General features: G+C 58.3%; 30 protein-coding genes. 12 read left to right on the forward strand and 18 right to left on the reverse strand.

What is annotated here, in order from left to right:
• Positions 1–27 precede the first annotated feature (27 nt).
• Together BN4575_RS09705 and crp are read right to left on the reverse strand one after the other, a co-directional pair.
• Complete coding sequence (locus BN4575_RS09705; protein WP_042022900.1) at positions 28–828, reverse strand: putative RNA methyltransferase; 801 nt, start codon at positions 826–828, stop codon at positions 28–30.
• A gap of 127 nt (positions 829–955) precedes the next feature.
• Positions 956–1,594: a cAMP-activated global transcriptional regulator CRP gene (crp, locus tag BN4575_RS09710; protein ID WP_042022897.1), complete on the reverse strand. Its 639-nt coding sequence runs from the start codon at positions 1,592–1,594 to the stop codon at positions 956–958.
• Between the two features lie 327 nt (positions 1,595–1,921).
• Here crp and BN4575_RS09715 point away from each other — a divergent pair, with 327 nt between their 5' ends.
• Complete coding sequence (locus BN4575_RS09715) at positions 1,922–2,326, forward strand: OsmC family protein (RefSeq protein ID WP_068978037.1); 405 nt, start codon at positions 1,922–1,924, stop codon at positions 2,324–2,326.
• Between the two features lie 60 nt (positions 2,327–2,386).
• On the forward strand, positions 2,387–2,683 hold the full coding sequence (locus tag BN4575_RS09720; protein ID WP_042022892.1) for an MliC family protein: 297 nt from the start codon (positions 2,387–2,389) through the stop codon (positions 2,681–2,683).
• 125 nt (positions 2,684–2,808) lie between these two features.
• Here BN4575_RS09720 and BN4575_RS09725 read toward each other — a convergent pair whose 3' ends face one another.
• From BN4575_RS09725 to BN4575_RS09735, 3 genes are read right to left on the reverse strand one after another with little or no spacing between them, the layout of a single operon-like run.
• Positions 2,809–3,342, reverse strand: a complete 534-nt coding sequence (locus BN4575_RS09725; RefSeq protein ID WP_068978038.1) for a DUF4136 domain-containing protein — start codon at positions 3,340–3,342, stop codon at positions 2,809–2,811.
• A 16-nt stretch (positions 3,343–3,358) separates the two neighbouring features.
• On the reverse strand, positions 3,359–4,228 hold the full coding sequence (locus BN4575_RS09730; RefSeq protein WP_042022886.1) for a phosphoribulokinase: 870 nt from the start codon (positions 4,226–4,228) through the stop codon (positions 3,359–3,361).
• A gap of 52 nt (positions 4,229–4,280) precedes the next feature.
• A complete protein-coding gene (locus BN4575_RS09735; RefSeq protein ID WP_042022884.1) occupies positions 4,281–4,505 on the reverse strand; it encodes a YheU family protein in 225 nt (74 codons plus the stop codon).
• Between the two features lie 89 nt (positions 4,506–4,594).
• Between BN4575_RS09735 and BN4575_RS09740 the strand changes: the two genes are divergently transcribed.
• Positions 4,595–5,770, forward strand: coding sequence for a GGDEF domain-containing protein (locus BN4575_RS09740; RefSeq protein WP_068978039.1), 1,176 nt, complete (start codon positions 4,595–4,597; stop codon positions 5,768–5,770).
• On the opposite strand, the gene BN4575_RS09745 is transcribed toward BN4575_RS09740, so the two are convergent.
• The 3 genes from BN4575_RS09745 to BN4575_RS09755 all read right to left on the reverse strand — a co-directional run bounded on the left by BN4575_RS09745 (position 5,706) and on the right by BN4575_RS09755 (position 8,482).
• On the reverse strand, positions 5,706–6,710 hold the full coding sequence (locus BN4575_RS09745) for a hydrolase (RefSeq protein WP_068978040.1): 1,005 nt from the start codon (positions 6,708–6,710) through the stop codon (positions 5,706–5,708). The two genes, BN4575_RS09740 and BN4575_RS09745, sit on opposite strands and share 65 nt — an antisense overlap.
• A gap of 61 nt (positions 6,711–6,771) precedes the next feature.
• Positions 6,772–7,671 (reverse strand): chemotaxis protein, encoded by a 900-nt coding sequence (locus BN4575_RS09750; protein WP_068978041.1) that lies wholly within the window; start codon positions 7,669–7,671, stop codon positions 6,772–6,774.
• A gap of 154 nt (positions 7,672–7,825) precedes the next feature.
• Entirely contained in the window at positions 7,826–8,482 is a 657-nt protein-coding gene (locus tag BN4575_RS09755) for a hypothetical protein (RefSeq protein ID WP_068978042.1), read from the reverse strand.
• 39 nt (positions 8,483–8,521) lie between these two features.
• Here BN4575_RS09755 and BN4575_RS09760 point away from each other — a divergent pair, with 39 nt between their 5' ends.
• Both BN4575_RS09760 and slyD read left to right on the forward strand, forming a co-directional pair.
• On the forward strand, positions 8,522–8,725 hold the full coding sequence (locus BN4575_RS09760) for a YheV family putative zinc ribbon protein (protein ID WP_042022874.1): 204 nt from the start codon (positions 8,522–8,524) through the stop codon (positions 8,723–8,725).
• Positions 8,726–8,867: 142 nt separating this feature from the next.
• Complete coding sequence (gene slyD, locus BN4575_RS09765) at positions 8,868–9,503, forward strand: peptidylprolyl isomerase (RefSeq protein ID WP_068978043.1); 636 nt, start codon at positions 8,868–8,870, stop codon at positions 9,501–9,503.
• A 100-nt stretch (positions 9,504–9,603) separates the two neighbouring features.
• On the opposite strand, the gene BN4575_RS09770 is transcribed toward slyD, so the two are convergent.
• The gene (locus tag BN4575_RS09770; RefSeq protein WP_042022871.1) at positions 9,604–9,819 is read right to left on the reverse strand and encodes a SlyX family protein; all 216 of its coding nucleotides are present in this window, start codon (positions 9,817–9,819) and stop codon (positions 9,604–9,606) included.
• Positions 9,820–9,833: 14 nt separating this feature from the next.
• Positions 9,834–10,802 carry a WD40 repeat domain-containing protein gene (locus BN4575_RS09775; RefSeq protein WP_068978044.1) on the reverse strand — a complete coding sequence of 323 codons (969 nt, stop codon included), beginning with the start codon at positions 10,800–10,802 and terminating at the stop codon, positions 9,834–9,836.
• 118 nt (positions 10,803–10,920) lie between these two features.
• Here BN4575_RS09775 and fkpA point away from each other — a divergent pair, with 118 nt between their 5' ends.
• Both fkpA and BN4575_RS09785 read left to right on the forward strand, forming a co-directional pair.
• Positions 10,921–11,724 (forward strand): FKBP-type peptidyl-prolyl cis-trans isomerase, encoded by an 804-nt coding sequence (fkpA, locus tag BN4575_RS09780; RefSeq protein ID WP_042022868.1) that lies wholly within the window; start codon positions 10,921–10,923, stop codon positions 11,722–11,724.
• Between the two features lie 149 nt (positions 11,725–11,873).
• Positions 11,874–13,280 (forward strand): sigma-54-dependent transcriptional regulator, encoded by a 1,407-nt coding sequence (locus BN4575_RS09785; RefSeq protein ID WP_042022867.1) that lies wholly within the window; start codon positions 11,874–11,876, stop codon positions 13,278–13,280.
• Between the two features lie 104 nt (positions 13,281–13,384).
• On the opposite strand, the gene BN4575_RS09790 is transcribed toward BN4575_RS09785, so the two are convergent.
• From BN4575_RS09790 to BN4575_RS09810, 5 genes are all read right to left on the reverse strand, one after another.
• Complete coding sequence (locus BN4575_RS09790) at positions 13,385–14,206, reverse strand: tetratricopeptide repeat protein (protein ID WP_068978045.1); 822 nt, start codon at positions 14,204–14,206, stop codon at positions 13,385–13,387.
• 113 nt (positions 14,207–14,319) lie between these two features.
• Positions 14,320–14,655 carry a hypothetical protein gene (locus BN4575_RS09795; RefSeq protein WP_042022863.1) on the reverse strand — a complete coding sequence of 112 codons (336 nt, stop codon included), beginning with the start codon at positions 14,653–14,655 and terminating at the stop codon, positions 14,320–14,322.
• A 144-nt stretch (positions 14,656–14,799) separates the two neighbouring features.
• A complete protein-coding gene (locus tag BN4575_RS09800) occupies positions 14,800–15,144 on the reverse strand; it encodes a DUF2956 domain-containing protein (protein ID WP_068978046.1) in 345 nt (114 codons plus the stop codon).
• Positions 15,145–15,523: 379 nt separating this feature from the next.
• On the reverse strand, positions 15,524–16,006 hold the full coding sequence (locus BN4575_RS09805; RefSeq protein ID WP_068978047.1) for a YMGG-like glycine zipper-containing protein: 483 nt from the start codon (positions 16,004–16,006) through the stop codon (positions 15,524–15,526).
• Between the two features lie 277 nt (positions 16,007–16,283).
• Complete coding sequence (locus BN4575_RS09810; protein ID WP_068978105.1) at positions 16,284–17,222, reverse strand: LysR family transcriptional regulator; 939 nt, start codon at positions 17,220–17,222, stop codon at positions 16,284–16,286.
• 134 nt (positions 17,223–17,356) lie between these two features.
• On the opposite strand from BN4575_RS09810, the gene BN4575_RS09815 reads away from it, so the two are divergent.
• From BN4575_RS09815 to dcuC, 3 genes are read left to right on the forward strand one after another with little or no spacing between them, the layout of a single operon-like run.
• Positions 17,357–19,159, forward strand: coding sequence for an adenine deaminase (locus tag BN4575_RS09815; RefSeq protein ID WP_068978048.1), 1,803 nt, complete (start codon positions 17,357–17,359; stop codon positions 19,157–19,159).
• Positions 19,160–19,175: 16 nt separating this feature from the next.
• Complete coding sequence (gene rihC / locus BN4575_RS09820; RefSeq protein WP_256028935.1) at positions 19,176–20,093, forward strand: ribonucleoside hydrolase RihC; 918 nt, start codon at positions 19,176–19,178, stop codon at positions 20,091–20,093.
• Positions 20,094–20,147: 54 nt separating this feature from the next.
• Positions 20,148–21,509 (forward strand): C4-dicarboxylate transporter DcuC, encoded by a 1,362-nt coding sequence (gene dcuC / locus BN4575_RS09825; protein ID WP_068978049.1) that lies wholly within the window; start codon positions 20,148–20,150, stop codon positions 21,507–21,509.
• Positions 21,510–21,587: 78 nt separating this feature from the next.
• Here the strand turns inward: dcuC and BN4575_RS09830 are convergent, their stop codons facing one another.
• The gene (locus BN4575_RS09830) at positions 21,588–23,132 is read right to left on the reverse strand and encodes a diguanylate cyclase (RefSeq protein ID WP_068978050.1); all 1,545 of its coding nucleotides are present in this window, start codon (positions 23,130–23,132) and stop codon (positions 21,588–21,590) included.
• 279 nt (positions 23,133–23,411) lie between these two features.
• Between BN4575_RS09830 and BN4575_RS09835 the strand changes: the two genes are divergently transcribed.
• Positions 23,412–24,014 carry a nitroreductase family protein gene (locus BN4575_RS09835; protein WP_068978051.1) on the forward strand — a complete coding sequence of 201 codons (603 nt, stop codon included), beginning with the start codon at positions 23,412–23,414 and terminating at the stop codon, positions 24,012–24,014.
• A gap of 108 nt (positions 24,015–24,122) precedes the next feature.
• Here BN4575_RS09835 and BN4575_RS09840 read toward each other — a convergent pair whose 3' ends face one another.
• Both BN4575_RS09840 and BN4575_RS09845 read right to left on the reverse strand, forming a co-directional pair.
• Positions 24,123–24,773 (reverse strand): HAD-IA family hydrolase, encoded by a 651-nt coding sequence (locus tag BN4575_RS09840; protein WP_068978052.1) that lies wholly within the window; start codon positions 24,771–24,773, stop codon positions 24,123–24,125.
• A 32-nt stretch (positions 24,774–24,805) separates the two neighbouring features.
• The gene (locus tag BN4575_RS09845; protein WP_068978053.1) at positions 24,806–25,051 is read right to left on the reverse strand and encodes a hypothetical protein; all 246 of its coding nucleotides are present in this window, start codon (positions 25,049–25,051) and stop codon (positions 24,806–24,808) included.
• Between the two features lie 116 nt (positions 25,052–25,167).
• On the opposite strand from BN4575_RS09845, the gene BN4575_RS09850 reads away from it, so the two are divergent.
• Positions 25,168–26,076 (forward strand): LysR family transcriptional regulator, encoded by a 909-nt coding sequence (locus BN4575_RS09850; protein ID WP_068978054.1) that lies wholly within the window; start codon positions 25,168–25,170, stop codon positions 26,074–26,076.
• The last annotated feature ends 6 nt before the right edge of the window (positions 26,077–26,082 follow it).

The following is a 26,082-nucleotide window of genomic DNA, read 5'->3' on the forward strand; positions in this document are numbered from 1 at the left end:
AACAAAACAGGGCCGTTTTTCATGCTATCAGAGCGGCTTTTGCCACAAGGTCAGCAGCAGATCCTGTTCCAGTTCATCCGGCCCTTGCTGGATAAAGGCATGGCGTTGTTCGCCAGTGGCTCGCCAGCCAAGACGGCTGGTTTCCAGAATAAAGCTGCGCAGGGCTTGATCCATCTGCAGGGCGAATTGGCAGCGCTGTTGCCCCATTGCGGTCAGCCCCGGCAAAGTGGGCCAACTCAGGGGATGCTCCATGCTCACCGGGTTGAGGCTGACCCGCAGTTGCCACTGATGACGCGGACCCGGCTGCAAATAGAGCAGGTAACCGCCTGGGGCCAACCAGTCCGCCAGCAGTTCGCTCTTGACCTTGAGGTCATTGACCAGCAACACCTGTGCTTTACCCGGTTGTAACGGGGCACGGGCAGGATCGGCAATGACAAACTGGTTCTCTGGCTGGGCCTTTTTGGCAGCAAAGATGGTGTTCTTGGCAATATCGATGCCACTAAACTGCCAACCGGGCAGGCGTGCAGCCAGCGCACGGCAATAGTAACCCTCGCCACAGCCCAGATGGATCAGCTCTTGCTCGGGCAAGTTGGAGAGCAGACCCACCATTGCCTCGACCAGTGGCAGCTGGTGCCCCTGCTCCAAAAAGTGGTGTTTGGCGCGCATCAGCGCACGGCTGTCGCTGTCTTTGGGATTTTTATTACCGGGGATCAGATCCAGATAACCTTCCGGAGCCGGATCAAAATGGTGTTTGTTGTCGCAATAACGGCCTTGAGAGGCCTCATGAAGATGGAGCGGACTGCGGCAACGGGGGCATTGAAGATGCATACAAACTCTCTTGGCTGACGCCATGGTACAGGGAAGGGCGTTCGGGATTATAGGGGAGAGGATCCAAAAAGGCTGCCGTAGCAGCCTTTTTGATCCCAAGACCATTATCCGGTCATTGGTTCAACAATCAGCGGGTGCCAAAAACCACTATGGTTTTGCCATGGGCAGAGATGAGCTCCTGCTCTTCCAGCATCTTGAGGATGCGGCCCACAGTCTCACGAGAACAGCCGACAATCTGGCCGATCTCCTGACGGGTGATCTTGATCTGCATGCCATCCGGATGGGTCATGGCATCTGGCTGGGTAGCCAGGTTGAGCAAGGTCTGGGCGATCCGGCCGGTCACATCCAGGAAAGCGAGGTTACCCACTTTCTGGCTGGTATGTTGCAAGCGTTTGGCCATTTGACCGGAGAGACGCAGCAGAATATCCGGGTTGACCTGGATCAACTGGCGGAACTTCTTGTAGGAGATCTCTGCGACTTCACAGGAGCCTTTAGCACGCACCCAAGCAGAACGCTCAGGATTGTCATTTTCTTCGAACATCCCCATTTCGCCCAGGAAGTCGCCCTGGTTCAAATAGGAGAGGATCATCTCTTTGCCCTCATCGTCCTTGATCAAGACGGCCACCGTACCCTTGACGATGTAATAGAGGGTCTCCGCTTTTTCACCCGCATGGATCAGGGTGCTCTTGGCGGGATACTTATGAATGTGGCAGTGCGACAAGAACCATTCCAGGGTGGGATCGCTTTGCGGTTTGCCAATGACCATGAGAATTCCTCTGTAGTGTCTTTTTATGGACTTGTGCGTCCGGGCAAGCTGCCAATCTTGCCATTCCTTGTATTAGTCGCAGTAGGATAAGAGCCTTTGCCTGTGCTGACAAGGCTTTGCGGGCTTTTGAAAGAGCCCTTTGAGTAATGCCTGCTGCGCTGCGTGGGTCATTCTAGGGAAGATGGCGGTAACAGATGTTGATTTTGATCTATTTCCCTCCCAACTCGTCGCTTTCTGAGCATCAGGCGCAGAGATGCCACCGGTTCGATAGCTGGGGTATGCTAGGGACATAATGAACACGCCATAACAAGCAACAGGATGAACAAGATGAAAGCCAAAGTCAGCTGGGTGGAAGGGATGAAATTTATCGGTGAGAGCGAATCCGGTCACACCGTGACCCTGGATGGTGCTAATCCGGGAGAAGGGGTGAGCCCGATGGAGATGATCCTGCTGGCGGTGGGTGGCTGCAGCTCTATTGATGTGGTCTCCATTCTCGAGAAAGCACGTCAATCAGTGACCGCATGCCACGTAGAACTGAACGGTGAACGGGTAGAGAGCACCCCGCGCGTTTTTGAAAAAATTAACCTGCACTTTGTGGTAACCGGCACCGGGCTGGCAGAGAAGCAGGTTGCGAGAGCTGTGACGCTATCGATGGAAAAATACTGTTCCGTTTCCCTGATGCTGGAAAAAGCGGTACAAATTACCCATAGTTATCAAATTCTTGAAGCCTGATAACTGATAATTGTTACGTGGAAAAGCCATGGCGTTAGGCCATTACATAAGGAAAGTGCAATGAAAAAATTGATAGCCCTACTTCCTCTACTGGGTCTGGCGGCATGTACCAGCCCACAGCCGACCCAGTATCAATACAACCAGTATCAGTGTGGTGAAGAGCTGTTAGCCGTGACCTATGATGCCCAGGCTGACATGGTGCAGTTCCCCTACAACGGGGTTTACCACAAGCTTGCTCGAGTCGAGTCGGAGTCTGGCGAGAAATATTCTGACAGCGTGACCACCTTCTGGAATCAGGAAAAACAGACCACACTGACCCAAAAAGAGGTCACCTTGTTGACCTGTACCCGTAAATAGATGAATGCACTCTCCCTTGAGGCGGCGCCCTTGTTTTGACCACAAGCGTCCCGTCAAAAAAAAGCAGCTTGCCAGATGGCAAGCTGCTTTTTTATCTTGGTCCGGATGAGTGCCATGTATATGGCTTATCGGGTAGGCAAGGCCCCCAGTAATTCAGCGGCAAGTTGCTGACTCAGTTGCTGGCGCTGCCCCTCGGCGATAGCTGCCTCGCTGGCAAGGGAAATCGCACTGCTCCAAACTGCTTTTTTGCTGCGAGGGTCAAGCAACACGATCACCAGCGTGCCCTTGCGTCCACTGGCAGATGCTCCAATCCCCGGCGTCATGCCCAGACGTGAGAAAATCTCGCCATCGCTGATATCTTTGCCCCCCGCGACCCCGATAGCCACCCAGAGGTCGGCCTCCTCAAGGGGCACACTGCGCCATCCCTTGCCATCAAGTTGTTGACTGACTGCTTGCTGCATCGGCTCCAGCCAGCCTTCAGCGTGTTCTCCGGCGAACTGATACTGCTCAGCCAGGGCATAGCGCGGTGTGGCGCCAAATGTCCAGTCACTGATCGGACGAACCACCATGGTGCCCGATTCCAGCGTGGGGGCCGATGGCCCACTGCTGCACCCGCCCAGCAGGGCAAGCAGCGCCACAGAAAGATAAGCAAACCGCATCATGAACTCCTTTGAATCAGGTTATTTTTCCGGTTTCGAGCAGTTGCTGGATGAGCGGGCGCAGGATCAACTCCATCGCAAATCCCATCTTGCCACCCGGCACCACAATGGTGTTCATTCGTGAGATGAAAGAGCCATCGATCATCGACAACAGGTAGGGGAAATCCACCTGCTTGATACCGCGAAACCGGATCACCAGCATACTCTCGTCCAGACTCGGGATCACCTTGGCACTGAAGGGGTTGGAGGTGTCCACCGTCGGCACTCGCTGGAAGTTGATATGGGTGCGGGAAAACTGCGGGGTAATGAAGTTGATGTAGTCATCCATGGAGCGGACGATGGAGTCGGTCACTGCCTCCCGGGAATGGCCCCGCTCCGAGGTATCGCGAATAAGCTTCTGGATCCACTCCAGGTTGACGATGGGTACCACGCCGATCAGAAAATCCACATGGCGCGCCACATTGTGATCCTCGGTGACTACGCCGCCGTGCAGCCCTTCATAAAACAGCAGATCGGTATTGCTGGGCAGATTCTGCCAGGGGGTGAAGGTACCGGGCATCTGATTAAAAGGCACCGCCTCGTCAAAGCTGTGCAGATAGCGGCGATACTGGCCATTGCCATCCTGCCCATAGCCCTGGAAAAAATTCTCCAGCAAACCGAAGTCATTGGCCTCAGGGCCAAAATAGCTGATGTGACGCCCCTGCTCGCGCGCCTTGCGGATCGCCACATCCATTTCCGGGCGGGTATATCGGTGAAAACTGTCACCTTCTACCACCGCCGCGGTATAACCCAACTGATGAAACATCGAGCGAAAAGCGTTAGTGGAGGTGGAGGTGCCGGCACCGGAGGAGCCGGTGACTGCAATAATGGGATGCTTGGCCGACATAGAATTCTCTCTTCCTTGGGAGTGTCGTTATAAGATCAGGGGCGCAAGTTGGTCAAGATTGCTCGATAAAACGATCTTTCACTACGATATTGACCGATTCGTGCAACTCGCTATAGACGATAACCGCCTTGCCTTGCTGTAATTGCGATCGCACCGCGTCTACTTTGACCTCGAGTGATACGTCCTGTTCACCATATTCGGTGCCTTCTTGCAGCACAAATTGCTCGATCAGGTTGGTCAAGGTGTCGCCGTCGAGTTCTTGCCAGGGAATAATCATGATGGAAGTTCTATTAGCCAGAATGGCGCTATTTTCTATCTGTGACCATCGAGCGCAAGGTGTTTATATGTTTTTTGGTAGGATCTGAGATGTTCTCTGCTCATTTTCACTCGCAAGCTGCCGATTTCGACGACCATCTATGGAGCATTCGCCGTCAGGCATTGAGCCAGGGGATCCGCTGGTTCTGGGTGGCCAATCTGCTAGGCAGCATCTTCTTGCTTGCCCGCTTTTATGTCTACCAGAACGCCGAATTGGTGATCGACAACAAACTGCCCTGGCGCTATGAGTGGCAGTTATGGATCATGGCGGCCGCCAATCTGACTTATCCGTTGCTGCGCTGGTTGCTGCAGCACAGACCAGGGCGAGAGTGGCTAAATAGCCTGCGGGTCTATGCGCTGTTGTGGGGGACAGGTTGGGCAATGGTGGGCTATGCCACCGCAGTGACCGAGGTGAGAGGAGGCTTTAGCCTGGCCTTTATGTCCCTCAGTCTGCTGTTGATGACCTCCCTGATCGCCTTTTATTGCGAAAAAAGCCTCTGTTACTGCTTTATGGCTCCCCCTTTGTTCTATCTGCTTATCGAACCCCTGACCGTGAAGGTTCCGTTTCTTGCCATGCATGTCTTGCTGGTAGCCGGGTTGATGCTGTTGCTGGAGACGGGGCGACGAATGTTGTACGACTGGTTCGTGCTGGCAGTTGCCCGGGAGTACGAGAATCTGGAGCTAGCCCGCCAGCTGGATGGTCAAGCCAAGCAAGACCCGCTCACCAGATTGGCCAATCGTCGCCACTTCAACCTGGTCGGAGAGCGTACGATCAAGCAGGCCATGCTGCAGGATCAATCATTTGCGGTGATCCTGCTCGATGTGGATTTTTTCAAAAAGCTGAACGATGGCTATGGCCATCAACGCGGCGACGAAGTGTTGGTAAGTGTCGCTGAATATCTGCGTGAGGTGGTACGAAGTCAGGACGATCTGGTCGCCCGTTACGGCGGTGAGGAGTTTGTGCTGTTATTGCCGAAGGCGACCCTGAACATTGCCGAGACAGTGGCCCAGCGTGTTGCTGCGGCGCTGGCGCGCCATTCCCTGCCCCATGCCTACTCTTGTGTGGCACCCTATGTCACCGTGAGCCAGGGGATCGCCTTGTGGAGAAATGGAGAATCACTCGACCGGGTCATCGCCCGGGCTGATGGGGCTCTTTATCAGGCTAAGGCCGAAGGGCGCAACTGCTATCGCATGGCTCAGTCAGACACTCAGCCAGCCAACGGCTGATCCGTTCATCCAGCCAGAACTTTGGCCGCCAGGGGGTGCCGTGCAAAAAGCCGACATGGCCGCCACGCTGGCTCAGCTCATAGCGCACCATGGGAGACAACTGTTCCGGCTGAGGGATGACAGCGTGTGACATGAAGGGATCATCGGCGGCGTGAATGATGAGGGTCGGGATGGGGATCTGACGCAGCAGGGGCAGGCCTGAACAGCTTTGATAGTAGTGGCTGGCGTTGCGAAAGCCATGTAGCGGCGCTGTGACCTGTTCGTCGAACTCCCGCAGGGTGGCAATCTGCTCCACTTGCCTTGGCTGCCAACGTTCGCCTGCTTTTTGCTGGCGGCTGATTTTATTTAGCAAATTGCGGCGCATGGTACGCAGCAGATAGTTCTGATAGACCTTGGAGAAGCCCTGATTAACCCGTTCGGCACAGCTGGTCAGTTGTAGCGGGGCCGAGACCACCACTGCCGCCTTCAGTGCTTCAGGGCAAGCCCGCGCCAGCAGATTGACCAGCATATTGCCGCCAAGTGAAAAGCCGATGGCGATCAGCGGTTTGCCCGGGAAGCGCAGGCTCAGCTCGGCGATCAGCTCTTGCGCATCACCAATGGCGCCAGAGTGATAGGCCTGCAAATGACGATTGGGTTCGCCGCTGCAACCGCGAAAGTGCATCAGTACCGCCTCCCTACCCTCTTGCTGCAGGTGGGCAAATAGTCCCTTGGCATAGTGGGAATGAATGCTCCCCTCCAGCCCGTGGAACACCACCACCAGCGGCTGCGCATCCGCGCTTACCTCGCCGCTCCAGGCAAGATCGACAAAATCCCCCTCCCGCAGCTCAAACCGCTCAGCCACAAAGCGGGCTGGCATGCGGCGCAGCCATTTGGGCAATATGGTCTGCAGATGAGCATTGCGGGCCCACCAGGGGGCGTGGAAGTGGCTCTCGATCAGCATGGTTTCAGTCTGTTTTGGTTAAGATGGGCAAGAGGATCGCATCTCCCACCGGATAGCCGCATTATTGCAGCAGACGATCGTGATGCTCGGCACCACGCAACATGGCCTGAACCAGCTCGTTGGCCTCAAATTTGGTCAGCGCCTCATGGGCCCCCACCTGGTGGGCCCGCTCTACGCTGATCTCGCTGGAGAGCGAGGTGTGCAAGATGATGTAGGCACCCGCCAGCTTGCTATCACTTTGCACCTCAAACGCCAATTCATAACCATCGAGCCCAGGCATTTCGATATCGCTGACCAGAATGTCTATCGGACTCTTCTGGCTGGCTCGCTCCTGCATCAGGCTCAACGCATCCTTACCGTTCGAGCGGACCTCATAGGGAATATTGATGTAGTCGAGGGCGGCCATCAGTTGACGGCGGGCGACGGAAGAGTCATCGACCAGCAGGATCCGCATCGGCTTGATCCGCTCCCGCTGCACATCGGTCAACACCGGATAGAGGTGGCTGGGATCGTCCGGGTAGACCCGGGAGAGGATCAGCTCCACATCCAGCAGCTGGATCAGCTGGTCATTGACTCGGGTTACCCCGGTCACGAAGACATTGTGGCCGAGTGCGGCTGGGGGCGACTCGATGTCACGCCAGTTACACTCGGTGATCTTGTCGATACCCCGCACCAGAAAACCCACCAGCGTCCGGCGGCAGTCGGTAATGATGATGAAGCAGTGCGCCAGCTCCTCCTGACTGACCGGGCGATAACCCACCGCCATCGCCATATCAATCACCGGAATCGTGGCACCACGCATGTTGGCGGCCCCCAGCACAGTGGGGTGAGAGTGAGGCAGCGCAGTCAGCCTGGTATAAGGCACTATCTCCTTCACCTTGAGGGTACCGATGGCAAAGGATTGTTTGGTCGAGAGATGAAACAGCAACATGCCCTGGGATTGATTGGCTTTGCTCGTCATGGCAGATGTCCTGTTGGTCAAAACGTTGGCACTCATTTCGGGCCGCTAGCATATAGGATCACAGGCGGTGACCCTTCCTTGTTAACGACCACTTGGCAAAAAACTGAACTAGTTCAGCTAATTAAATTGGCGCGATAGCCGAGCAAGCCGGCGATTACTCGCCACTCCCGCTAACGCCCCATTGCTGGCAGGCGGCTTGCAGCGCCCCCTCATCAGCATAACCCAGCTTGCTGGCAACCACGGCTGGCTTGCTACCGCCCTTGAGCAGTCTGAGTGCCTGCAGCAGTTGCCACTGCTGTTGCAGAGCAAGCCCTTCTACTGGCGGTTCGGCCTGTTGTGCCCACAGTTGCAGGCTCTCTGGCCTGCCATTGGCCAGCGCTTGCCAGCATGCCTGCAAACTCGGCTCCCCTTGCTGACTAATGGTGCACTGTTGCAGCTCGTCCAGGATCACCTGAAGCCGCTGACCATATATCCCCTGCCATTCTTGTGGCCGCTGCCACTGGGCCAGCGAATCGAGCAGCGCATCGAGCAGAGGGGTAGTCTGCAACCACCCGGCCTGTTGCGGTTGCTCAACCCGCAGCGAGACGCTCAGTTGATCGTAGTGGCAACCACTGAGCGGGCTGAACGCGGCGAGGGCATCGGCGCAGAGCCAGAAGCAACGACCTGCGGGCAACAGCAGCTCATGCTGGCCCAGTCTCAGCAGCGCGGCGCCCCGGGTTATCCGCAACAGTTGCCCGACCGGGGTCCGTTTGCGGTTGCCCGCCTGCAAGCCGTGGCAAGAAAAATGGTGGTATTCGATGGCATGATGCATGTAAAAACCCTGATATGATGCTGCCTGGAGGTAACAAAAATGGAAACCAGACGTAAAAAACGCTTCATTGCCGGTGCAGTCTGCCCGGCGTGCGGCAAGTTGGACAACATGATGCTGTATCTGGAGCATGGAGTCGAGAAGGTGACCTGCGTCGCCTGTGGCGATACCCAGGTGCAAACCCCTGCCGAGGTCGACAGCCTGACCCGCGAGGCGGAAGAGGTGATCGGGGTATTCCGCCCGTAATAGCCACTACGACTACCGGAATGAGACTCACCGCTGCAGTTTATGCCGTTTTTTTCGACATTATTGCGCCAGCCATGGCATATGCGCGGCTCATTTTTTAAGGTATTCTGAGCCCGTTTTTTTCTATCCGCAGGATCCTGACATGAAAGTAGCTCCTCTGAGCGTGGTTACGCTGGAATACACAGTCACCGACGAGCACGGTGAAGTCATCGACAGCACAGTTGGCAAAGAGCCGCTGGTCTATCTGCACGGCACTCGTTACCTGGTCTCTGGCCTGGAAGCCGAGCTGGAAGGTCGCGCGGTAGGTGAAGCATTCGAAGTGACCCTGGCCCCCGCCCAGGCTTACGGCGAGTATGACGAGACTCTGGTACAAGAAGTGCCGGGTGAGCTGTTTGATGGCATGGAAGTCTCCGAAGGGGATACTTTCGTGGCTGAAACCGATGACGGTCACCGTCCGGTCACCGTGGTTGAAGTCTCGGAAGAGTTCGTCAAGGTAGATGGCAACCATCCGCTGGCGGGCGTGACGCTGCGTTTCAAGGTCGAGATCCAGGACGTGCGCGCTGCCACTGCTGAAGAGCTGGCACATGGCCATGTCCATGGCGATGAAGGTTGCGGTCACGACCATGGTCATGATCACGATCACGATGATCACCAGCATGGCGGCTGCTGTGGCGGTGCTGGTCACGGTCATGACCACGGCCACGATCACGGCGCTGAAAAGGGCCATGGCGGTTGCTGCGGTGGTGGCGGTTGTGGTGGCAAGGGCCATCAACACTGATCACAGCCACGCTGATGATAAAAAACCCGCGATTATCGCGGGTTTTTTATTGGCTGGCGACCGGGATTGGCAAGGTTGCCTGACAACGGAAATTGCCTGATCAGTAGTGCGGTGGCGGCGTCTCTTCGGCCATGCTGGCGATCTGGCTGGGCTGTACACTTTGCAGTTTGTCGATCAGCAGCTGGATCTGGTATTTGAGCCGGTCGAGCTCACGGCCCTGGGTCGTCACCTCCCCATTAAGCTGCTCTACGGTGTACTCCGCATAAGCGAGACGGGTTTCCAGGGTTTCGATGCGATCGTTAAGTTGCTGACTCATGGGCCTTCGGGTCCTTACTTGATTGTCCAGATTTCGGCCAGCCCACTGGAACTGGCACTGATCAAGTGACTATTGTCGCGCAAAGCGACGCCATAGACCACTGCACTGGGCGGTTTCACCTTGGGTTGCGGCGAGACACGCCAGCGCTGCAGCAGGGCGCCATCGCTCACTTGCCACAGGGAGAGCTGGCGGGAAGGGGCGCCGGTGATGAGCCACTTGCCATCGTTGACAAAACGGGCGCTGGTGTAGACCTCGAAGCGGTGATCATATTGCAGCTGGCTCACCTCCTTGCCGGTTTTCAGATCCCAGATGCTGGCCCGGCTGCTGTCGGCGGTGAATGCATAGCGACCGCTCGGCTCCAACCTGGCCATCACCACCCGACCACCATGGTTAAAGCGCCAGATAACCTGACCGCTGCGGGTATCCCATAAATAGGCGCTGTAGTCATTACCCCCCGTCAGGGCGTAGCGGCCATTGGCCGACAGATCCACCGTATTGATCTGTTCGGTATGCCCCAGAAATTGCAGACGACGGCCACTTTGGGTATCGAGCCATTCCGCTTTACCATCTTCCCGACCGATCAGCACGTAGCGCCCATTGGCTGATAGCGCAATATCCCTCAGCTTGGATTCAGGAAGAGAGTAGTAACCTTGGGATCGTCCATCCTGTAACCGCCAGGTGGCAAAGGTGTCAGTTGTTGCGGTAATGGCATGGCTATTGTCTTCGGAGAAACGGGTAATGAAAACCAGATCATCCGGCGAGTCAGACTGCTTCCAGCGCCAGCGCTGGCGGTTCTGTTCGAGATCCCAGACAATAATGCCCTGACTGATGCTGGAAACGATGGCCAACTTGCCGTCACTGGCCAGATCAGCGGTCAGCAGACCGGTGCTGGCGAGGGTCAATTGCTGGCTGGGTTGGGAGCTCTGCTCGCAACCAGTGAGCATTAAACAGAGGCTCACCAGATAAATAGCACTTTTTATCATTTTTGCGGTCTCATGCTTTTGTTACCTGCGATCACGGCGTTAGTATAAGGCGCTTATCACGATAAACCTCTCATTTCACGATGAAACCGAGAGCGGTATTTGGAGTTTGGAGAAACTGATGAACAAATTTCTGAAGGTGTCCCTGTTGGCTGCGGCGGTTGCCGTCGGTCTGACTGCTTGCCAAAAAGACGAGAAGCCTGCTGCGGCCAATACCGCCGAAGTAAAGGCAGAGGCCAGCAAGCCTGCAGAGGGCACCAAAGCTGAAGCCAAGAGCTTTGAAGAGCAATCCGGCTACGCAATTGGCCTCTCCATGGGTCGTTATATCGCTAACACCCTTGAGCGTCAGCAGGAACTGGGCATCAAGCTGGAGAACGCCGTGATCCTGAAAGGGGTGACCGACGGTCTGGGTAAAGAAGCCAAGATGACTGACGAAGAGATCCAGAAAGTACTGCAAGATTACGATGCCAAAATCAACGAACTGACCAAGGCCAAGGCTGAGAAAGATTCTGTTGATAACCTGAAAAAAGGTGACGAGTATCTGGCTGCCAACGCCAAGAAAGAGGGCGTGAAGAGCACCGAATCTGGCCTGCAATATCTGGTCGAGAAGATGGGTGATGGCGCCAAGCCGAAATCCACCGATATCGTCAAGGTTCACTACACCGGTACCCTGACCGATGGCACCAAGTTCGACAGCTCCGTCGATCGCGGCGAGCCAGCCACCTTCCCGCTCAACCAGGTTATCCCGGGTTGGACTGAAGGCGTGCAGCTGATGCCTGTTGGCTCCAAATTCAAGTTCTTCCTGCCGTCCAAGCTGGCCTATGGCGAGCACGGTGCAGGCTCCATCCCGGCAAACGCCGTGCTGGTGTTTGACGTAGAGCTGCTGGCGATTGAAAAGCCGGCCGCTGACGACGCCAAGAAGTAATGAAATACCTGTAGTAAAAACGGCTCCTTAGGGAGCCGTTTTTACTTGTATATGCCTTATAATCGCGAGATAACAGGGTTTCCCTGCGTTGGATATAAACGCTGGTGCAGACAAAATAGATCGCAAAATCAAATACAAGGATGACTCCAGTGGCTGAAAACAAACCGCGTGTTCTACTGGTGGAAGATACCCGAAGTCTGGCGGTAGTTTATGAACAGTACCTGCGGCTGGAGGGGTATGAGGTGTTACTGGCCGACTGCGGCCAGCAGGCGCTTGCACAGTTGCAGACCAGCCCACCTCCCGTGGTGCTGCTCGATCTGGAGCTACCGGATATGTCCGGTATGGATATTCTGCAGATGATCACCGAACAACAGCTGCCTTGCGCCGTGGTGGTGATCACCGCCCACGGCTCGGTGGATGTGGCGGTGGAGGCGATGCGTCTGGGTGCCTTTGATTTTCTGACCAAGCCATTCGATAGCAAGCGGCTCTGTGCCACCGTTCGCAATGCCCTTAAGCATCAACAGTTAAGTTCGCTGGTCGCCCACTATAAGGAGAACTTCGAGCGCAGCTCATTTTTCGGCTTTATCGGCGCATCTATGCCGATGCAGGCGGTCTATCGCATCGTCGAGAGCGCGGCGCCCAGCAAAGCGACCGTTTTTATTACCGGTGAGAGCGGTACCGGCAAAGAGGTGTGTGCCGATGCGATTCATCAGTGCAGTCCCCGCCGAGATCAACCTTTTATTGCTCTCAACTGCGCCGCCATTCCCCACGATTTGATGGAGAGCGAGATCTTCGGCCATGTGAAAGGCTCCTTTACCGGTGCTCAGGGGGATCGTAAAGGAGCAGCCAGTCTGGCCGATGGCGGCACCCTGTTTCTGGACGAGATCTGCGAGATGGATCTGGACCTGCAGAGCAAGCTGTTGCGCTTTATCCAGACCGGCACCCTGCAGCGGGTCGGCAGCGGCAAACTTGAAACCGTCGACGTGCGTTTTATCTGCGCCACCAATCGTGACCCGCTGGTGGAGGTCAAGGCTGGCCGTTTCCGTGAAGATCTTTACTACCGGTTGCATGTTATTCCCCTCAGCCTGCCGGCCCTGCGGGAGCGGGGTGAAGATATTCTGCTGCTGGCACGCACCCTGTTGCAGAGTTATGCCAAAGAGGAGAACAAGCGCTTCAAGGATTTCGACCCCAGCACGGCCAGGGTGCTGATCGACTACCCCTGGCCCGGCAACGTCCGCGAGCTGCAAAACGTAGTGCGCAATATCGTGGTGCTAAACGACAAAGAGCTGGTCAGCCCGGATATTTTGCCACCACCGCTCAATGGGGTTCGTCCCCAACTGCCAGCGGCAATTGCCGCGGCAGTCGCATCGACTCCGGTTGTCAATGGGGCAGCAAGCGGGCCGATCCGTCCGCTCTGGATAGTGGAAAAAGAGGTGATCGAACAGGCCATCGCCAGCTGTGACGGCAATATTCCCAAGGCGGCGGCGCTGCTGGAGATCAGCCCCTCCACCATCTATCGCAAGAAGCAGGGTTGGGAAGAGGCCAGCCTGACCTGAGTGAGCGGCACTATCCCTGGTGCCGGAGCGGAATCGATCCAGAGAATAATGACATTGAAGCAAGTGAGGGGCGGCGCGAGCCGCTCTCTCTATTTTCGGGGTGTTCAGAGCTTGGCGAGGTGCTTGAGGCGAGCCAGTCGCTCCGCCTCATTGACCTTGAGCCAGCCATCCCGTGATAGCAGGAACCAGGCGCGGGCAAAATATTCTGCCGCTGCCGGATCGTCCAGTGCCAGCGCGTTTTCACCCATCTCCTCAAACAAATAACCATCCTCAGGCTCGCCAGCCTCGGTCATATCGATTTTGAGCTGCACCAATTCAGCCAGCGCAGCCTCATGCAGACCTTTTGCTCGGGTCAGCCGGGCCAGACTCCAGCGGGCGATAAAAGCCTTGGCCCGATTGTTGTGTTGCAGATGCCAGGCCAGACACTTCTGTTGCAGGATTTTGGCTTCATCAAAGCGGCCCAGTTCGAACAGGGTCCAGCCCTGATTGTTATAAAGCGTGGCCAGCCAGCCGCGCACCTTCTCATCGCTGCTGCGCTCCGCCAGCTCCATCGCCAGTTGATGCCAGCGGCTCTGCTCTTCAAGCGGAGCCGAGATGGCCACCATATGTGCGGCATCGATGGCGAGATAGAGCTCCTTCTCCTTGAGCCCCAGCTGCCATGCCTGTTCAAACAGGGTTCTGGCGCGGGCTTTGTCACCTGCCGAGTTAAAGGTGCGACCCCGCTCCAGCAGGGCTCTGATCCTGGCCCTTGGTGTGGCGTCGCCGAGCCGGGGTGCTATCTCGTCGAGCAGCTGGTGAGCTTGCTCAAACTGGCGTTGCAGCGAATGGGTGCGGGCGATCTGGGTCAGCAACTCCAGCTCGAGTTGCAGGTCGGCGGCGGGATCCTGATAATCCCACTGCGCCATGAAATCGGGCTGATTGTCCATCTGGCCTCCTGGCTGGCGATCCTTTCACCAAGATGCCTGCAGGCCATTGTTTGTACAAGGGGGGCTCGTCACAGAGCCCCCCTTGAGTCATGTCAACAGCAGTGGTCAGCCGGTCAGTAGACCATGGCCAGGCTCATCAACATCAGGCCGAGCGCGGCAAAGACCCCCTCCTTGATGGCGAGACGGGGCACCAGCGCCTTGGGCAGCGCCGGAAACAGGCTCAGGGCAAAGCCAAGCCCCGGCATCAGCCAATGGAACGCCGGATTGCGCAAGGCGGGATCGGCCGCACCATTGATGATGATCAACAAAATAAACAGGGTGAAGGCGGGCAGGATAAACCAGCGAACTCCACTGGCAGCGACCGCGCGCAGCGGCGAGATGCGATAGAGCAGCATGGTCACCAGAAACAACACAAAAGGGGCCAGCAAATAGAGCGGTGCGGGGTTCATAACATTTTTCCTGAAAACAAGTCGTCTGAAAATCGGGGGCAGGCACAACAGGCGCGGGATTTAAGCACTCTTCGCGGATGATGACCAGCAGCCCGGGCCCGGGCTGTGAAGAGGATCCCGGGCAAAGATTTGCTACCGGGCGCTTTAGCTGCGCCAGAACCAGGCTGCGGCAAAACCCAACCAGCTCAGCCCTAGCAAGACCCATGGCAGTGGATGCTGACGAGTCACTTCTACCAATTCGATCTGGTCGTCCTGATCCTCTGGCAGTGGTGTGCCCTGTGACTGTTTGGCTTTGCTCTGCAGCTTCTTTTGGCGACTCGCCTCACGGGCCCGCGCCTTCATCTGCTTCTTGTACTCATCGATGCCTTTCTGGATCCCTTGCGCGATAAGTTGAGTCTGCTCTTTGGTCTGCCCCGGCTTCTGGTTGGCACGGGCAATCTTCACCGCTTCCTGCTGGGTCTCGGGGGAAACTTTGTCATACTTGGCCATCAATTATCTCCTCGGGCATGGCTGGCTGGGGAGTATGCCATAAAGCTGCGTATTCAGGCCTGCCTCTTGCTCCCCCATAGCTAACGGCCTGCAGCCCCTCCCCTGACAATCCACAAGCCCAGCTGCCTAGATACCCAGATGCCACAAGCAGCAGACATAGGCCCTCCAGGTTTGCATATGCCAATAGGTTGTCGGCCAGATGGGGTAAATCGGGGATGGCTCACCATCCAGGTCAAGGGCGCGAGTTGAAATGCAGATAAGACGTGGAGGAAACAGCACCCCGCAATGTGACAAACATCCCCACCAAGGTGGGGAGCTATCTATTGCAGGCAAGCCAACGGGCCACCTCTTTCACTTTGTTGCACGCAACCAGGCGGCATCAGTCATCATGGTACCCCCCGTGCTTTTTATGCTTCTTGTGCTTTTTGTGGTGCTTATGATGGTGATGATCATCGTCATCATCGTAATAGCGATCCTGGCTCTTGTGACCATCACCGGTCTTGGCGCCAATGGCCGAACCGCTCGCCCCGCCGACCCCGGCCCCGATCAACTGACCGGTATCACCGCCGACACTCTTGCCAATGGCGGCGCCACCCAGCGCCCCCACCGCGCCGCCGAGGGCCGCTTCATTCTTGTTGCCCTTGTTGGCCGTCGCTGCGCCACCGGCAGCACCGCCCAAGGCGGCCCCCACCAGCGCGCCGGTATCACCCCCCAGCTCCTTGCCGATCATGGTGCCCGCCACCCCGCCCGCTCCGCCACCGAGAATGGTGTTGAGGGTCTCGGAGGCGTGTGCAGAAGTGCTGCCCAGCAATAACGCCCCCAGCAAAGCCAGCGCGCGAATGCCACCGCTATTCATCTCCATGGATACTCCTGTCAAACCTGATTAATTTCCCCAGCACTATACAAACCGGCAGGCGGCACGCCAGTGGGGGCCTGACGGCGGGTAGCTCTTCGCTTGAAACCCGGTTTCAGGAATGACCCGAGAGATTGAATTCAATCACTTGAATAACCACAAGAAAATTTGCATTTCACAGGAATGGCGCGGCCCTCGGCAGGGCCGAGAGGCTGTCGCAGCACCGCTGCCGACTGCTGACGATCGGACAGCTCCTGTCACCAGCACGGGGTTGGGTGACGCAATCTCAGCCGTGCTGGCTGCCCAGCTGCTCGATGATGGTGCTGCGCAACAGAGCGCGCCCCTCATCGATGCGGGTCGATCGGGAGAGTCCTTTGGCCCACATCAGCGCCAGCGTACGACTCAGCACCGGTTGATGTAGATCTACCACCTTAAGCTGGGGATCACAGAGATGGGCGGTATAGAGTCTGGGCAGGATGGCGATGGCCAGCCCCGAACGCACCAGACCGTGCAGGGTCTCGACATAGTCGGTGGTGTATCTGGGCTTGAGCCCGGGCAACTGGCTCTGGGCCAGCCCGTTGACCTGTCGGCTGACGTTGCCTCTGGCAAACAGGGCGATATCGCGGTGGGTCAACTCCTGCCAACTGATGACATCCTCCGTTGCCAGCGTGTCCTGCCGGTTGACCACCGCCACCAGCGCATCGTCCAGCAGCGGCGTGACCTCCAGCGAGTCGGGCAACTCGCCATCCAGCACGCCAATCCCCGCATCCAGCGCTCCCTCGGCCAGCGCCAGCAGCAGGCCATCATTGGTGTGATCCTGAAACTCAACCCGCAAACAAGGAAACTGTTGCTGCAAGCGGGCGGCCGCCAGCGGGAACATCAGGGCGCAGGCCGACGGGATCAAGCCGATACGCAGGGTGCCATCACCCCCTTCGGCCATCACCTGCTGCATGTCAGCGAAAGCGGCGTGGGCCACATTGAGCAGCCCCTTGGCGTGGGGCAGGATCGCCTCCCCCTGCTCGGTGAGGGTGACCGCCTGCGCAGTACGATGGAACAGTTTGCCGCCGAGCACTGATTCAATCTGGCGCAAGGCACTGCTCAGGGCGGGTTGACTGATGGCCATCTGGTTGGCCGTTTCAGTGAAGTGGCGCAGTTGGGCCAGAGTGACAAAATACTGGATCTGCTTGAGAGAGAGCGCAGGCAAACGGCGCCAGGGTTCAGACATGGAAGAGACAACCGGAGAAAACGTTTGCAGCAGCATAACCCTTTCTTATCCAGTTATAAATTCTTTGCGCTATGCACGGGCCAATCCCCTCCCTAAAGTGTGCCCATTATTCCCCTTGTCAGGCCATCTCCTTCATGTGTGAACAAGATGCATCCCTCAACTTGCGCCGCCGCGCCGTGCAGGCGGCCCTCGGTGAAGTCCCCTTCGATCTGCTGCTCACCAATGCCAAGGTGATCGACATGGTGACCGGCGAGATCCGCCCCGCCGATGTGGGGCTGGTCGGCCCGCTAATCGCCAGCGTTCATCCGGTCGGCACCTGCCAGCAGGCGAGCGAGATCCACGATCTGGCCGGAGCCTATCTCTCACCGGGGCTTATCGACAGCCATGTCCATGTGGAGAGCTCCCACCTGACGCCGGAGCGCTACGCCGATGTGGTGGTCGCGCAGGGCACCACCACCATCTTTTGGGATCCCCACGAGCTGGCCAATGTGCTCGGGCTGGCGGGGGTTCGCTACGCCATCGACGCCAGCCGCAACCTGCCGCTGCGGGTGATCTGCGCCGCCCCTTCCAGCGTCCCCTCGACGCCGGGCCTCGAGATGTCGGGGGCCGAGTTTCATGGCCCCGAGATGGCGACCATGCTGGAGTGGCCGGAAGTCGCCGGGATCGCCGAAGTGATGGACATGCAAGGGGTGCTGGGCGGCAGCGAACGGATGACCGGCATCCTGCACGCCGGTTTGCAACGCAATGCCCTGATTGAGGGGCACGCCCGGGGCCTAAGCGGTAACCGGCTGCAAGCCTATCTGGCCGCCGGGGTCAGCTCGGATCACGAGCTCACCTCGGCAGCCGATGCACTGGAGAAGCTGCGGGCCGGGCTCACCTTGCAACTGCGCGGCTCCCACCCCTACCTGCTGCCGGAGATCGTCACGGCGCTGAAACAGCTGCCCCACCTCTCCTCCCAAATCACTCTCTGTACCGACGATGTGCCGCCCGACATGCTGCTGGAGAAGGGAGGCATGATTGCGCTGGTCAAACTGCTGGCAGAGCTGGGGCTGGCGGTGCCCGATGTGCTGCGAATGGCCACCCTCAATGCCGCCATCCGCCTGCAACGCAACGATCTGGGGCTGGTTGCTGCGGGCCGCTGCGCCGATCTGGTGGTGTTTGACAACCTCACCGATCTTAACCCGCTCTGGGTCTACAGCGGCGGCCAGCGGGTCGCCCGCCATGGCGCCATTCTCACCCCCTCCATGCCTGTCGCTGGCTGCCAGGCGCCGCGCGATACCATGCAGATCCCCCTGCGCACTCTGGAGGACTTCGTCATCCGGGTGCCTGGGCTGGCGGCGGGGCGTGCCCGTTTCAAGACCATCAAGGGGGCCCGCTTCACCCAGTGGAGCGAAACCGAAGTAGAGGTCAAAGAGGGTCAGGTGATTGTGCCGGAGGGGTTTAGCCTGATCTCGGTGCAACACCGTCACGGCCGCCATCAGGCGGGCACCCGGCTGGCGCTGCTGGAGGGATGGGGCGAGCTGCAAGGTGCCATCGCCACCAGCTACTCCCACGACTCCCACAATCTGGTGGTGCTGGGGCGCGACCCGCAAGAGATGATGCTGGCCGCCAACACCCTGATCGCCAGCGGAGGCGGCATGGCGGTCGTTCAGCAGGGTGAGGTGCTGGCCCACGTCGCCATGCCCATCGCCGGTATGCTATCCGACCTGCCAGCCAGCGAGCTGGCGGCCAGTTTCCACGCCCTGCGGGAAGTTAGCGGCCGGGTGGTGGAGTGGGAGCCCCCCTACCGGGTCTTCAAGGCCATCGAAGGAACCTGCCTCGCCTGCAATGCGGGGCCCCATCTGACCGATCTCGGCCTCACCGACGGCCTGACCCGCGAGATCGTCAACCCCTTCATTTGCAGCTGGCCCCATGCCGATGCCAGCCAAGCCGATTAACATCGAGGAGAACAGAGTGAACCCTGTCGCCATTATTCTGGATACCGACCCCGGCATCGACGATGCCGTTGCCATCGCCGCCGCCCTCTTTCACCCCGGGGTCGCGCTGGCGCTCATCACCACGGTCGCTGGCAACGTGGATGTCAGCAAGACCACCCGCAACACCCTGCGCCTGCTGCACTTTTTTGGCAAAGAGGTGCCGGTGGCGCAAGGGGCCAGCCAGCCCCTTGTGCGCCCCCTCGACAATGCCAGCCATATCCATGGCCACTCCGGCCTCGACGGTTACGAGTTTGCCGAGCCCCAGCAACAGCCGCTGCCGGAACATGCCGTCGAAGCCATGAAAACCACCCTGCTGGCCAGCGAACGCCCCATGACGCTGGTGCCCATCGGGCCGCTGACCAATATCGCCCTGCTGCTCACCCTGCACCCCGAGTGCCGGGAGAAGATCGAGCGGATCGTGCTGATGGGCGGCTCGGCTGGCCGGGGCAACCACACCCCCAATGCCGAGTTCAATATCTACGTGGATCCGGAGGCGGCTCACATCGTCTTCAGCAGCGGCCTGCCCATCGTGATGTGCGGGCTCGATGTCACCAGCCGGGCGACCCTGACCGGCGAGATGATTGCGATGCTGCCAGCCCTCAACCGCACCGGTGCCATGCTCCACGCCCTGTTCGGCCACTATCGCGGCGGCAGCATGCAGACCGGGCTCAAGATGCACGATCTCTGCGCCATCGCCTATCTGGTGCGCCCCGATCTGTTCACCACCCAAGCCTGCCATGTGGCCATCGAAACCCGGGGCGAGCACACCCTGGGCACCACCTCGGTGGATATCAACAACCGGCTCAAGCGGCCGCCCAACGCCGAGGTGTGCTTCGATATCGACGTGCCCGGATTCAGAGCCTGGTGCATGGAGACCCTTGCCCGCGCCATCTGATCCCGAACCGCCAGCTTGCTGGCCAATTCATATCAAGAAGAGAGTGTTGGAACCATGCTGGAAATAATTGTCAGCACCCTGATCCTGGTCATCTGCGGCTATCTCATCGCCAAAAACTACGATTCCAAGATAGTGCTGTTTGGCGCAGGTTTGCTGTTGATGTTTGCCGCCGTCGGACTGGGCCACCCGCTACTGCCTGCGGCGCAGAGCAGCGGCCTCAGCTGGCTTGATCCCTTCGTCCAGATCAAGCAGATCTTCATCAGCCAGATGGGCAATGTCGGCCTCACCATCATGGTGCTGTTCGGCTTCTCCAGCTACATGAGCCACATCGGCGCCAACGACGTGACCGTTATGCTGCTGACCCGCCCCTTGAGCCGCATCCGCTCCCCCTATCTGCTGGTGCCGGTGATCTTCCTCTTGGGCAACCTGCTCTCGCTGGTGGTACCGAGTGCCGCCAGTCTGGCAGTGCTGCTGATGGCGACCCTCTATCCGGTGCTCAAGGCGTCGAATATGTCCTCCCTCACCGCCGGGGCCGTCATTGCCACCACAGCCACCATAATGCCAAGTCCGCTGGGGGCCGATAACGTGCTGGCTGCCCAGAAGTTGGGGATCCCGCTGGTGGAGTACATCGTCTCCTACCACGCTCCAATCTCGCTGCCGACGCTGGCACTGATGGCAGTGGTGCACTACTTCTGGCAGAAGGCGATGGACAAGCGGCAGCAGGCGCGCGGCGGACTGGAAGAGAAGAATGAATCCCTCGCCCTGCCCACCGGCTTGCCACCCGCCTACTACGGCCTCTTCCCGGTGCTGCCGCTGGTGCTGGTGCTGTTGTTCGGCATCTTCTTCACCCACATCTCGCTGGGGTTGGTGGAGATCACCTTCGTCTGCCTGCTGCTTACCATAGGGGTGGAGCTGCTGCGCAAAGGCAATATCAAGGAGACCAGCAAGGAGTTCGCCATCTTCTTTACCGGCATGGGGACGGGTCTGGCTCAGGTGGTGTCGCTTATCGTGGCGGCCAGCATGCTGGTGGAGGGGCTCAAAGCCATCGGTATCATCGATACCCTGGTGGAGAGCGTGAAGCACATCGACGGGGTCGGCTCCATCCTGATGTTCTTCTTCTCCGGCACGGCGGCGCTGATCGGGTTTATCAGCGGCAGCGGGCTGGCGGTCTTCTACTCCTTTATCAACATCATTCCCGAGATCACCGAGAAGGTCGGTGTCAACAGTGTGTCAGTGGCGCTGCCAATGCAGCTCACCGCCAACCTGATCCGCTCCATGTCGCCGGTGGCCGCGGTGATCATCGTCATCGCCTCAATTACCGGCAGCAACCCCATCGAGATCATCAAGCGCACCTCGGTGCCCATCATCTCGGGCATCATCTGCTGCATGACTCTCTCCTATCTGCTGTTCAGCTAGACCTTGCCCGCCCGCAGGCGATCAACGAGATCCCCTGCGGGCGGGCATTAGAGGCTGGCGTCATCAGACAACTTATTGTCAGGATTGCTCCTTGCGGCTCACCTCGCCCCCTGCCGAGAGATGCCAACAATCCCGCCCGCTGTGCTTACTTTGATAAAGCAGCACATCGGCCCGTTCAAATAGCGCGGTGCCATCCTGCTGATGGCTGGCGCCCCCCGCACTCAGGGTGACCCGCCCCTTGAACTCGCGCCACTCCTGACTGCGTACCCGATAGAGCAGATGAACCAGAGCGGCTTCCAGCTCACTGCGCTCAAGTTGCACCAATGCGGCAAATTCATCCCCCCCAATCCGGTAGACCGCATGTTCGCCAAACTCTTCGGCCAGAATGTGGGTAACCCGAACCAACACCTGATCACCAAAGGCATGACCCAGGGTGTCATTGATCCCTTTGAAGCAGTCCACATCGAACAGCAGCAGCCAAAAATGCAGTTCGGTCTGCTCAAGCGCCCGTTTATGTTGTTCGAAAGCACGCCGGTTCATGCTGCCGGTCAGCGGATCGCGCAGCAGCAAATCCTGATCCTTGAGAAAGGTGGCACGCACCTGCTCTATTTCACTGAGGCTGCTGTGCACAAACCAGGTATTTGCTTCTGCAACCGGCTCGGTCGCTGCCGGATCCTGGACAATCCCGCTCAGTGAACCGGATACCAATGCCTGTTCCTGACGAAATATCCGCACCAGAAAACCTATGCTGAGAAACCAGATCAAAAAAAGTGATAACAGGGGCAGCACCACCATCAAAAGGGACTCTTTGAGGCCGTCACGAAAGACTGATGGAGGTAAATAGATGTTGAGATCCCAACCAATCTCTTCCAGCTCACGCTTGATATGAGTGCCATGCCAAAGCACATCGAGGCCAAACCCGTTGTGCCCGTCCACCACTTTCTCCGCCTCTCTATCCAGCAGTTCAAGATGGCTACCCACGATCAGCTCATTACTGCCGCGCAGGGTGAGATAGAGCGCAGCAGGGTTGTTCCCTACTGTTCTTTGCAGCGCCTGCTGCAATGTCTTGAATGACATGTCCACCATCAGCAACCCCAGCAGGTGACCCTTGTCATCTCGCACTCGTTTGACCAAGGTAAGGATCAGCTCTCCGGTGCTGTATTCGGGATAAGGGCCAAGCCAGACCGTCTTATCCCCTGGCAGAGACAGCACCTTGTACCAGGGGCGCACCGAGGCTCGATAACCGGAAGGCCGCACCCACTCGGGATAACAGCTGATCAGGTCAAACCGTGGATTGTAAAAATAGATGTAATGACTGTTGCGCTTGATCTGATGAGCAATGGCCCAACTTGGGTTGTTGGCCGGCTCACCACGGGCAATCGCCTGTTTATCCAAAGAAGCTTCCAACACCGCGAGCTGCCGCTCATTGACTTGCACCATTTCATGGATCAATGCGGCTTCAACCGAGGAGGCCATATGACCAAAACCCGCCACCGTCTTGTCGATATCACGCACATAGCTGGCTGCCGCCAGGATCAGCGTTGCAAGCAGCACCAGGAACCCCAGCACAAAGGAGAGAAGAGCGAGTACGTAATAGCGTCTATCAAGGGGGAACCGACTCACATCACATCCATAGACCAGATTGATAAGGACTGATTTTAGGGCGATATCCACTATGAATTATTGATTGCCGTCAGATCTAAACGGTTCAAATGGCAACATTCATATTAGCTATGAATCAAAAATCTCGGGTCCAGTATCAACTATCAGGAAAAAGCATCATCACTCCCGGTTAACACTCTGATCTTGAGAGGGTGGTATAGTCTATACCTTGAGCGATTGGAGCCGGATGGCTTTGCTCCACCCACCAGATGTGACTATCAGGCAAACAAAGGAGATGTTATGAGCAGTCCGTTTATCGAGCAGATCAAAGCACGTCGTACCATCTATGCCCTGGGCGACCAGGTGTCCCATACGCCGGAGCAGCTGACGGCCCTGATCCAGGATGCCATCAGACACAGCCCCTCCTCCTTCAACTCCCAGAGCTCTCGCGCCGTCATTCTGTTTGGCGCCCAGCACCACAAGCTGTGGGACATCGTCAAAGCCGAGCTGAAAAAGATTGTGCCGCTGGAAGCCTATGCCCAGAGCGAGGCCAAGGTGGATGGCAGCTTCCGCGCAGGCTTTGGCACCGTGCTGTTCTTCGAGGACACCGACGTCATCAAGGATCTGCAGCAAAAATTTGCGCTGTATGCCGACAACTTCCCCGTCTGGTCAGAACATGCCACCGGCATCGCCCAGTTTGCAGTCTGGACAACCCTGGCGCAGGAGAAGATCGGCGCCTCCCTGCAGCACTACAATCCGCTGATCGATGAGGCGGTACGCAAGGAGTGGAATCTGCCCGCCAGCTGGCTGCTGCGCGCCCAGATGCCCTTTGGCAGCATCAAGCAACCGGCCGGCGACAAGACCTTTATCGACGACGCCAGCCGTTTCCGCGTGTTCAAATAACGGTTGAGATAGCAAAACGCCCCCGTAAATCGGGGGCGTTTTTATTGCCGCAGGCGGTGGCGATGGCTCATGCCGCAATATGCCGCCGCAGCGCGCGATCTGCGACGCTCAGGCGGGCAGCGTCACCAGCAGGGACTCGCCTTCCCTCAACTCCACCTTCACCTCGCGCCAGTCGCGGATCACCGCCACCACCGCCGGATTGAGTGGCTCCTCACCCCCTACCTGCACCACGGTGCAACCTGCGCGCAGGGCACTCTCGATACCGGCCGGCGCATCCTCGAACACCAGACAGCGAGCGGGCGAAACGCCAAGCCGTTTGGCACCCAGCAGATAGGGTTCGGGATCGGGTTTGCCATTGAGCACCGCTTCGCCCCCCACCAGCAGGTTGGGCAGCGGCAAACCGGCACAACGCAGGCGGTGGCGGGCAACCCGCTCACTGGCGGAGGTCACGATGGCCCAATGCTGTAGCGGCAAGCGGCACAGCAACTCGCCAGCTCCTGCGATAGCATCGCCCCCGGTATGCACCATCTCCAGCTCGTCGAGCCGCGCGGCCTCCCGCTCCACATCCAGTTGCGGGGCCAGCGCCCGGATCACCTCCCGCGAGCGCATGCCGTGGCACATCGCCAGCACCGGCTCGGGGGCAAGCTGGTGATGCTGGCACCAGATCCGCCACACCTGCTCCACATCGCCGGTCGAGCAGACCAGAGTGCCATCCATATCGAGCAGCAGGGCGGATACCGACAAGGTGATGTTGCTCATGTCGGCGCTCATTTCTGTTCTCAGATTGGCACTCATGGAATCACCCCGGCCAGCTCAGACGCAGCGCCAGAGAGCGCATCGGCAAAGGCCTGCTGCTGGGCGGCACGCTCGTAACAGGCCAGCGCTTGTTCGGCACTGCCAGCCCACACCGGCAAGGGGCCGACCACAAACCCCTGTTGCAACAGGCTGGCGAGCAGCTCCCCCGTCTCAGGTGCTGCCAATGGCTGGGCTAGCACCAGCGTGCCCTTGATCAAAAAAAGATAACGTTGAGTCGACATGATATGGCTCCTTGTTTCAGGTCTGAGGGAGCCGCGACTCCCTTTACCGGACCATTAGAACAAGTCGATTAGATAATTTATAATCAACAAATCGCCACCTTAGATAACCAACTGGAATGAAATTCGACCTGAGGCAACTGCAGGCGTTTGTGACGCTGGCCGACACCGCCAACTACCGGGAAGCCGCCACCCGCCTGTTCATCACCCAACCGGCCCTGACCAAGCAGATCCAGGGGCTGGAGCAGGCGCTCGGCAGCACCCTGTTCAATCGCGGTCGCCACGGCGCCGAGCTGACGGCCATCGGCGCCCAGCTACTCACCCAGGCGAGTGCGCTGGTCGAACATGGCAAGGGATTTGAGCGCCATGCGCTGGCACTCGCCAGCGGCGTGGCAGGGCGGCTCAAGATTGGTTTCGGCCTGTCGAGCTTTGCACTGGCTCCCTCGCTGGTGGCCCGCTTCAAGCAACAGGTTGCCAACGTCATGGTCCATCTGCAGGACATGCCCTCCGCCATCCAGCAGGAGCAGCTACTCTCCGGCCAGTTGCAACTGGGCTTTATGCGCCGACCTGACACCCCTCAGCTGCAGGAACACCGGCTACTAACCGATCGGCTGGTTCTGGCGGTACCGACCCGAATGACCACGCCCGACCCGGCCGCATTCGATCTCCAGCAAGCCTTGGCCAGCCAACCGCTGCTGCAGATGGTCGGCCACCGCTGCCCCGGTCTCAGCCAGCAGATCGCCGGTTTTCTCGGCGCCAACCGGCTGACCGGCATGATCCAGGAAGCCGAGGATATCCAGACGCTGGTAGCGCTGGTGGCGGCTGGCATCGGCAACGCCATCCTGCCCCGCAGTGTCAGCTTTATCGCAGGCCCCGATGTCACCCTCTATCCCCTCTCCGGCCCCTGCTCAGAGTGGGAGATAAGCATGGTATGGAACCCAGGTTTTGCCGATCCCATCCGGGATCACTTCATCCAGTTGGCCATTGCGAGCCAGCCCACCCCGATCGCGGCACTGCCCGAACGTTGAGACTCG

It is taken from the genome of Aeromonas sp. EERV15, assembly GCF_900079845.1.
Lineage (GTDB): Bacteria > Pseudomonadota > Gammaproteobacteria > Enterobacterales > Aeromonadaceae > Aeromonas > Aeromonas sobria.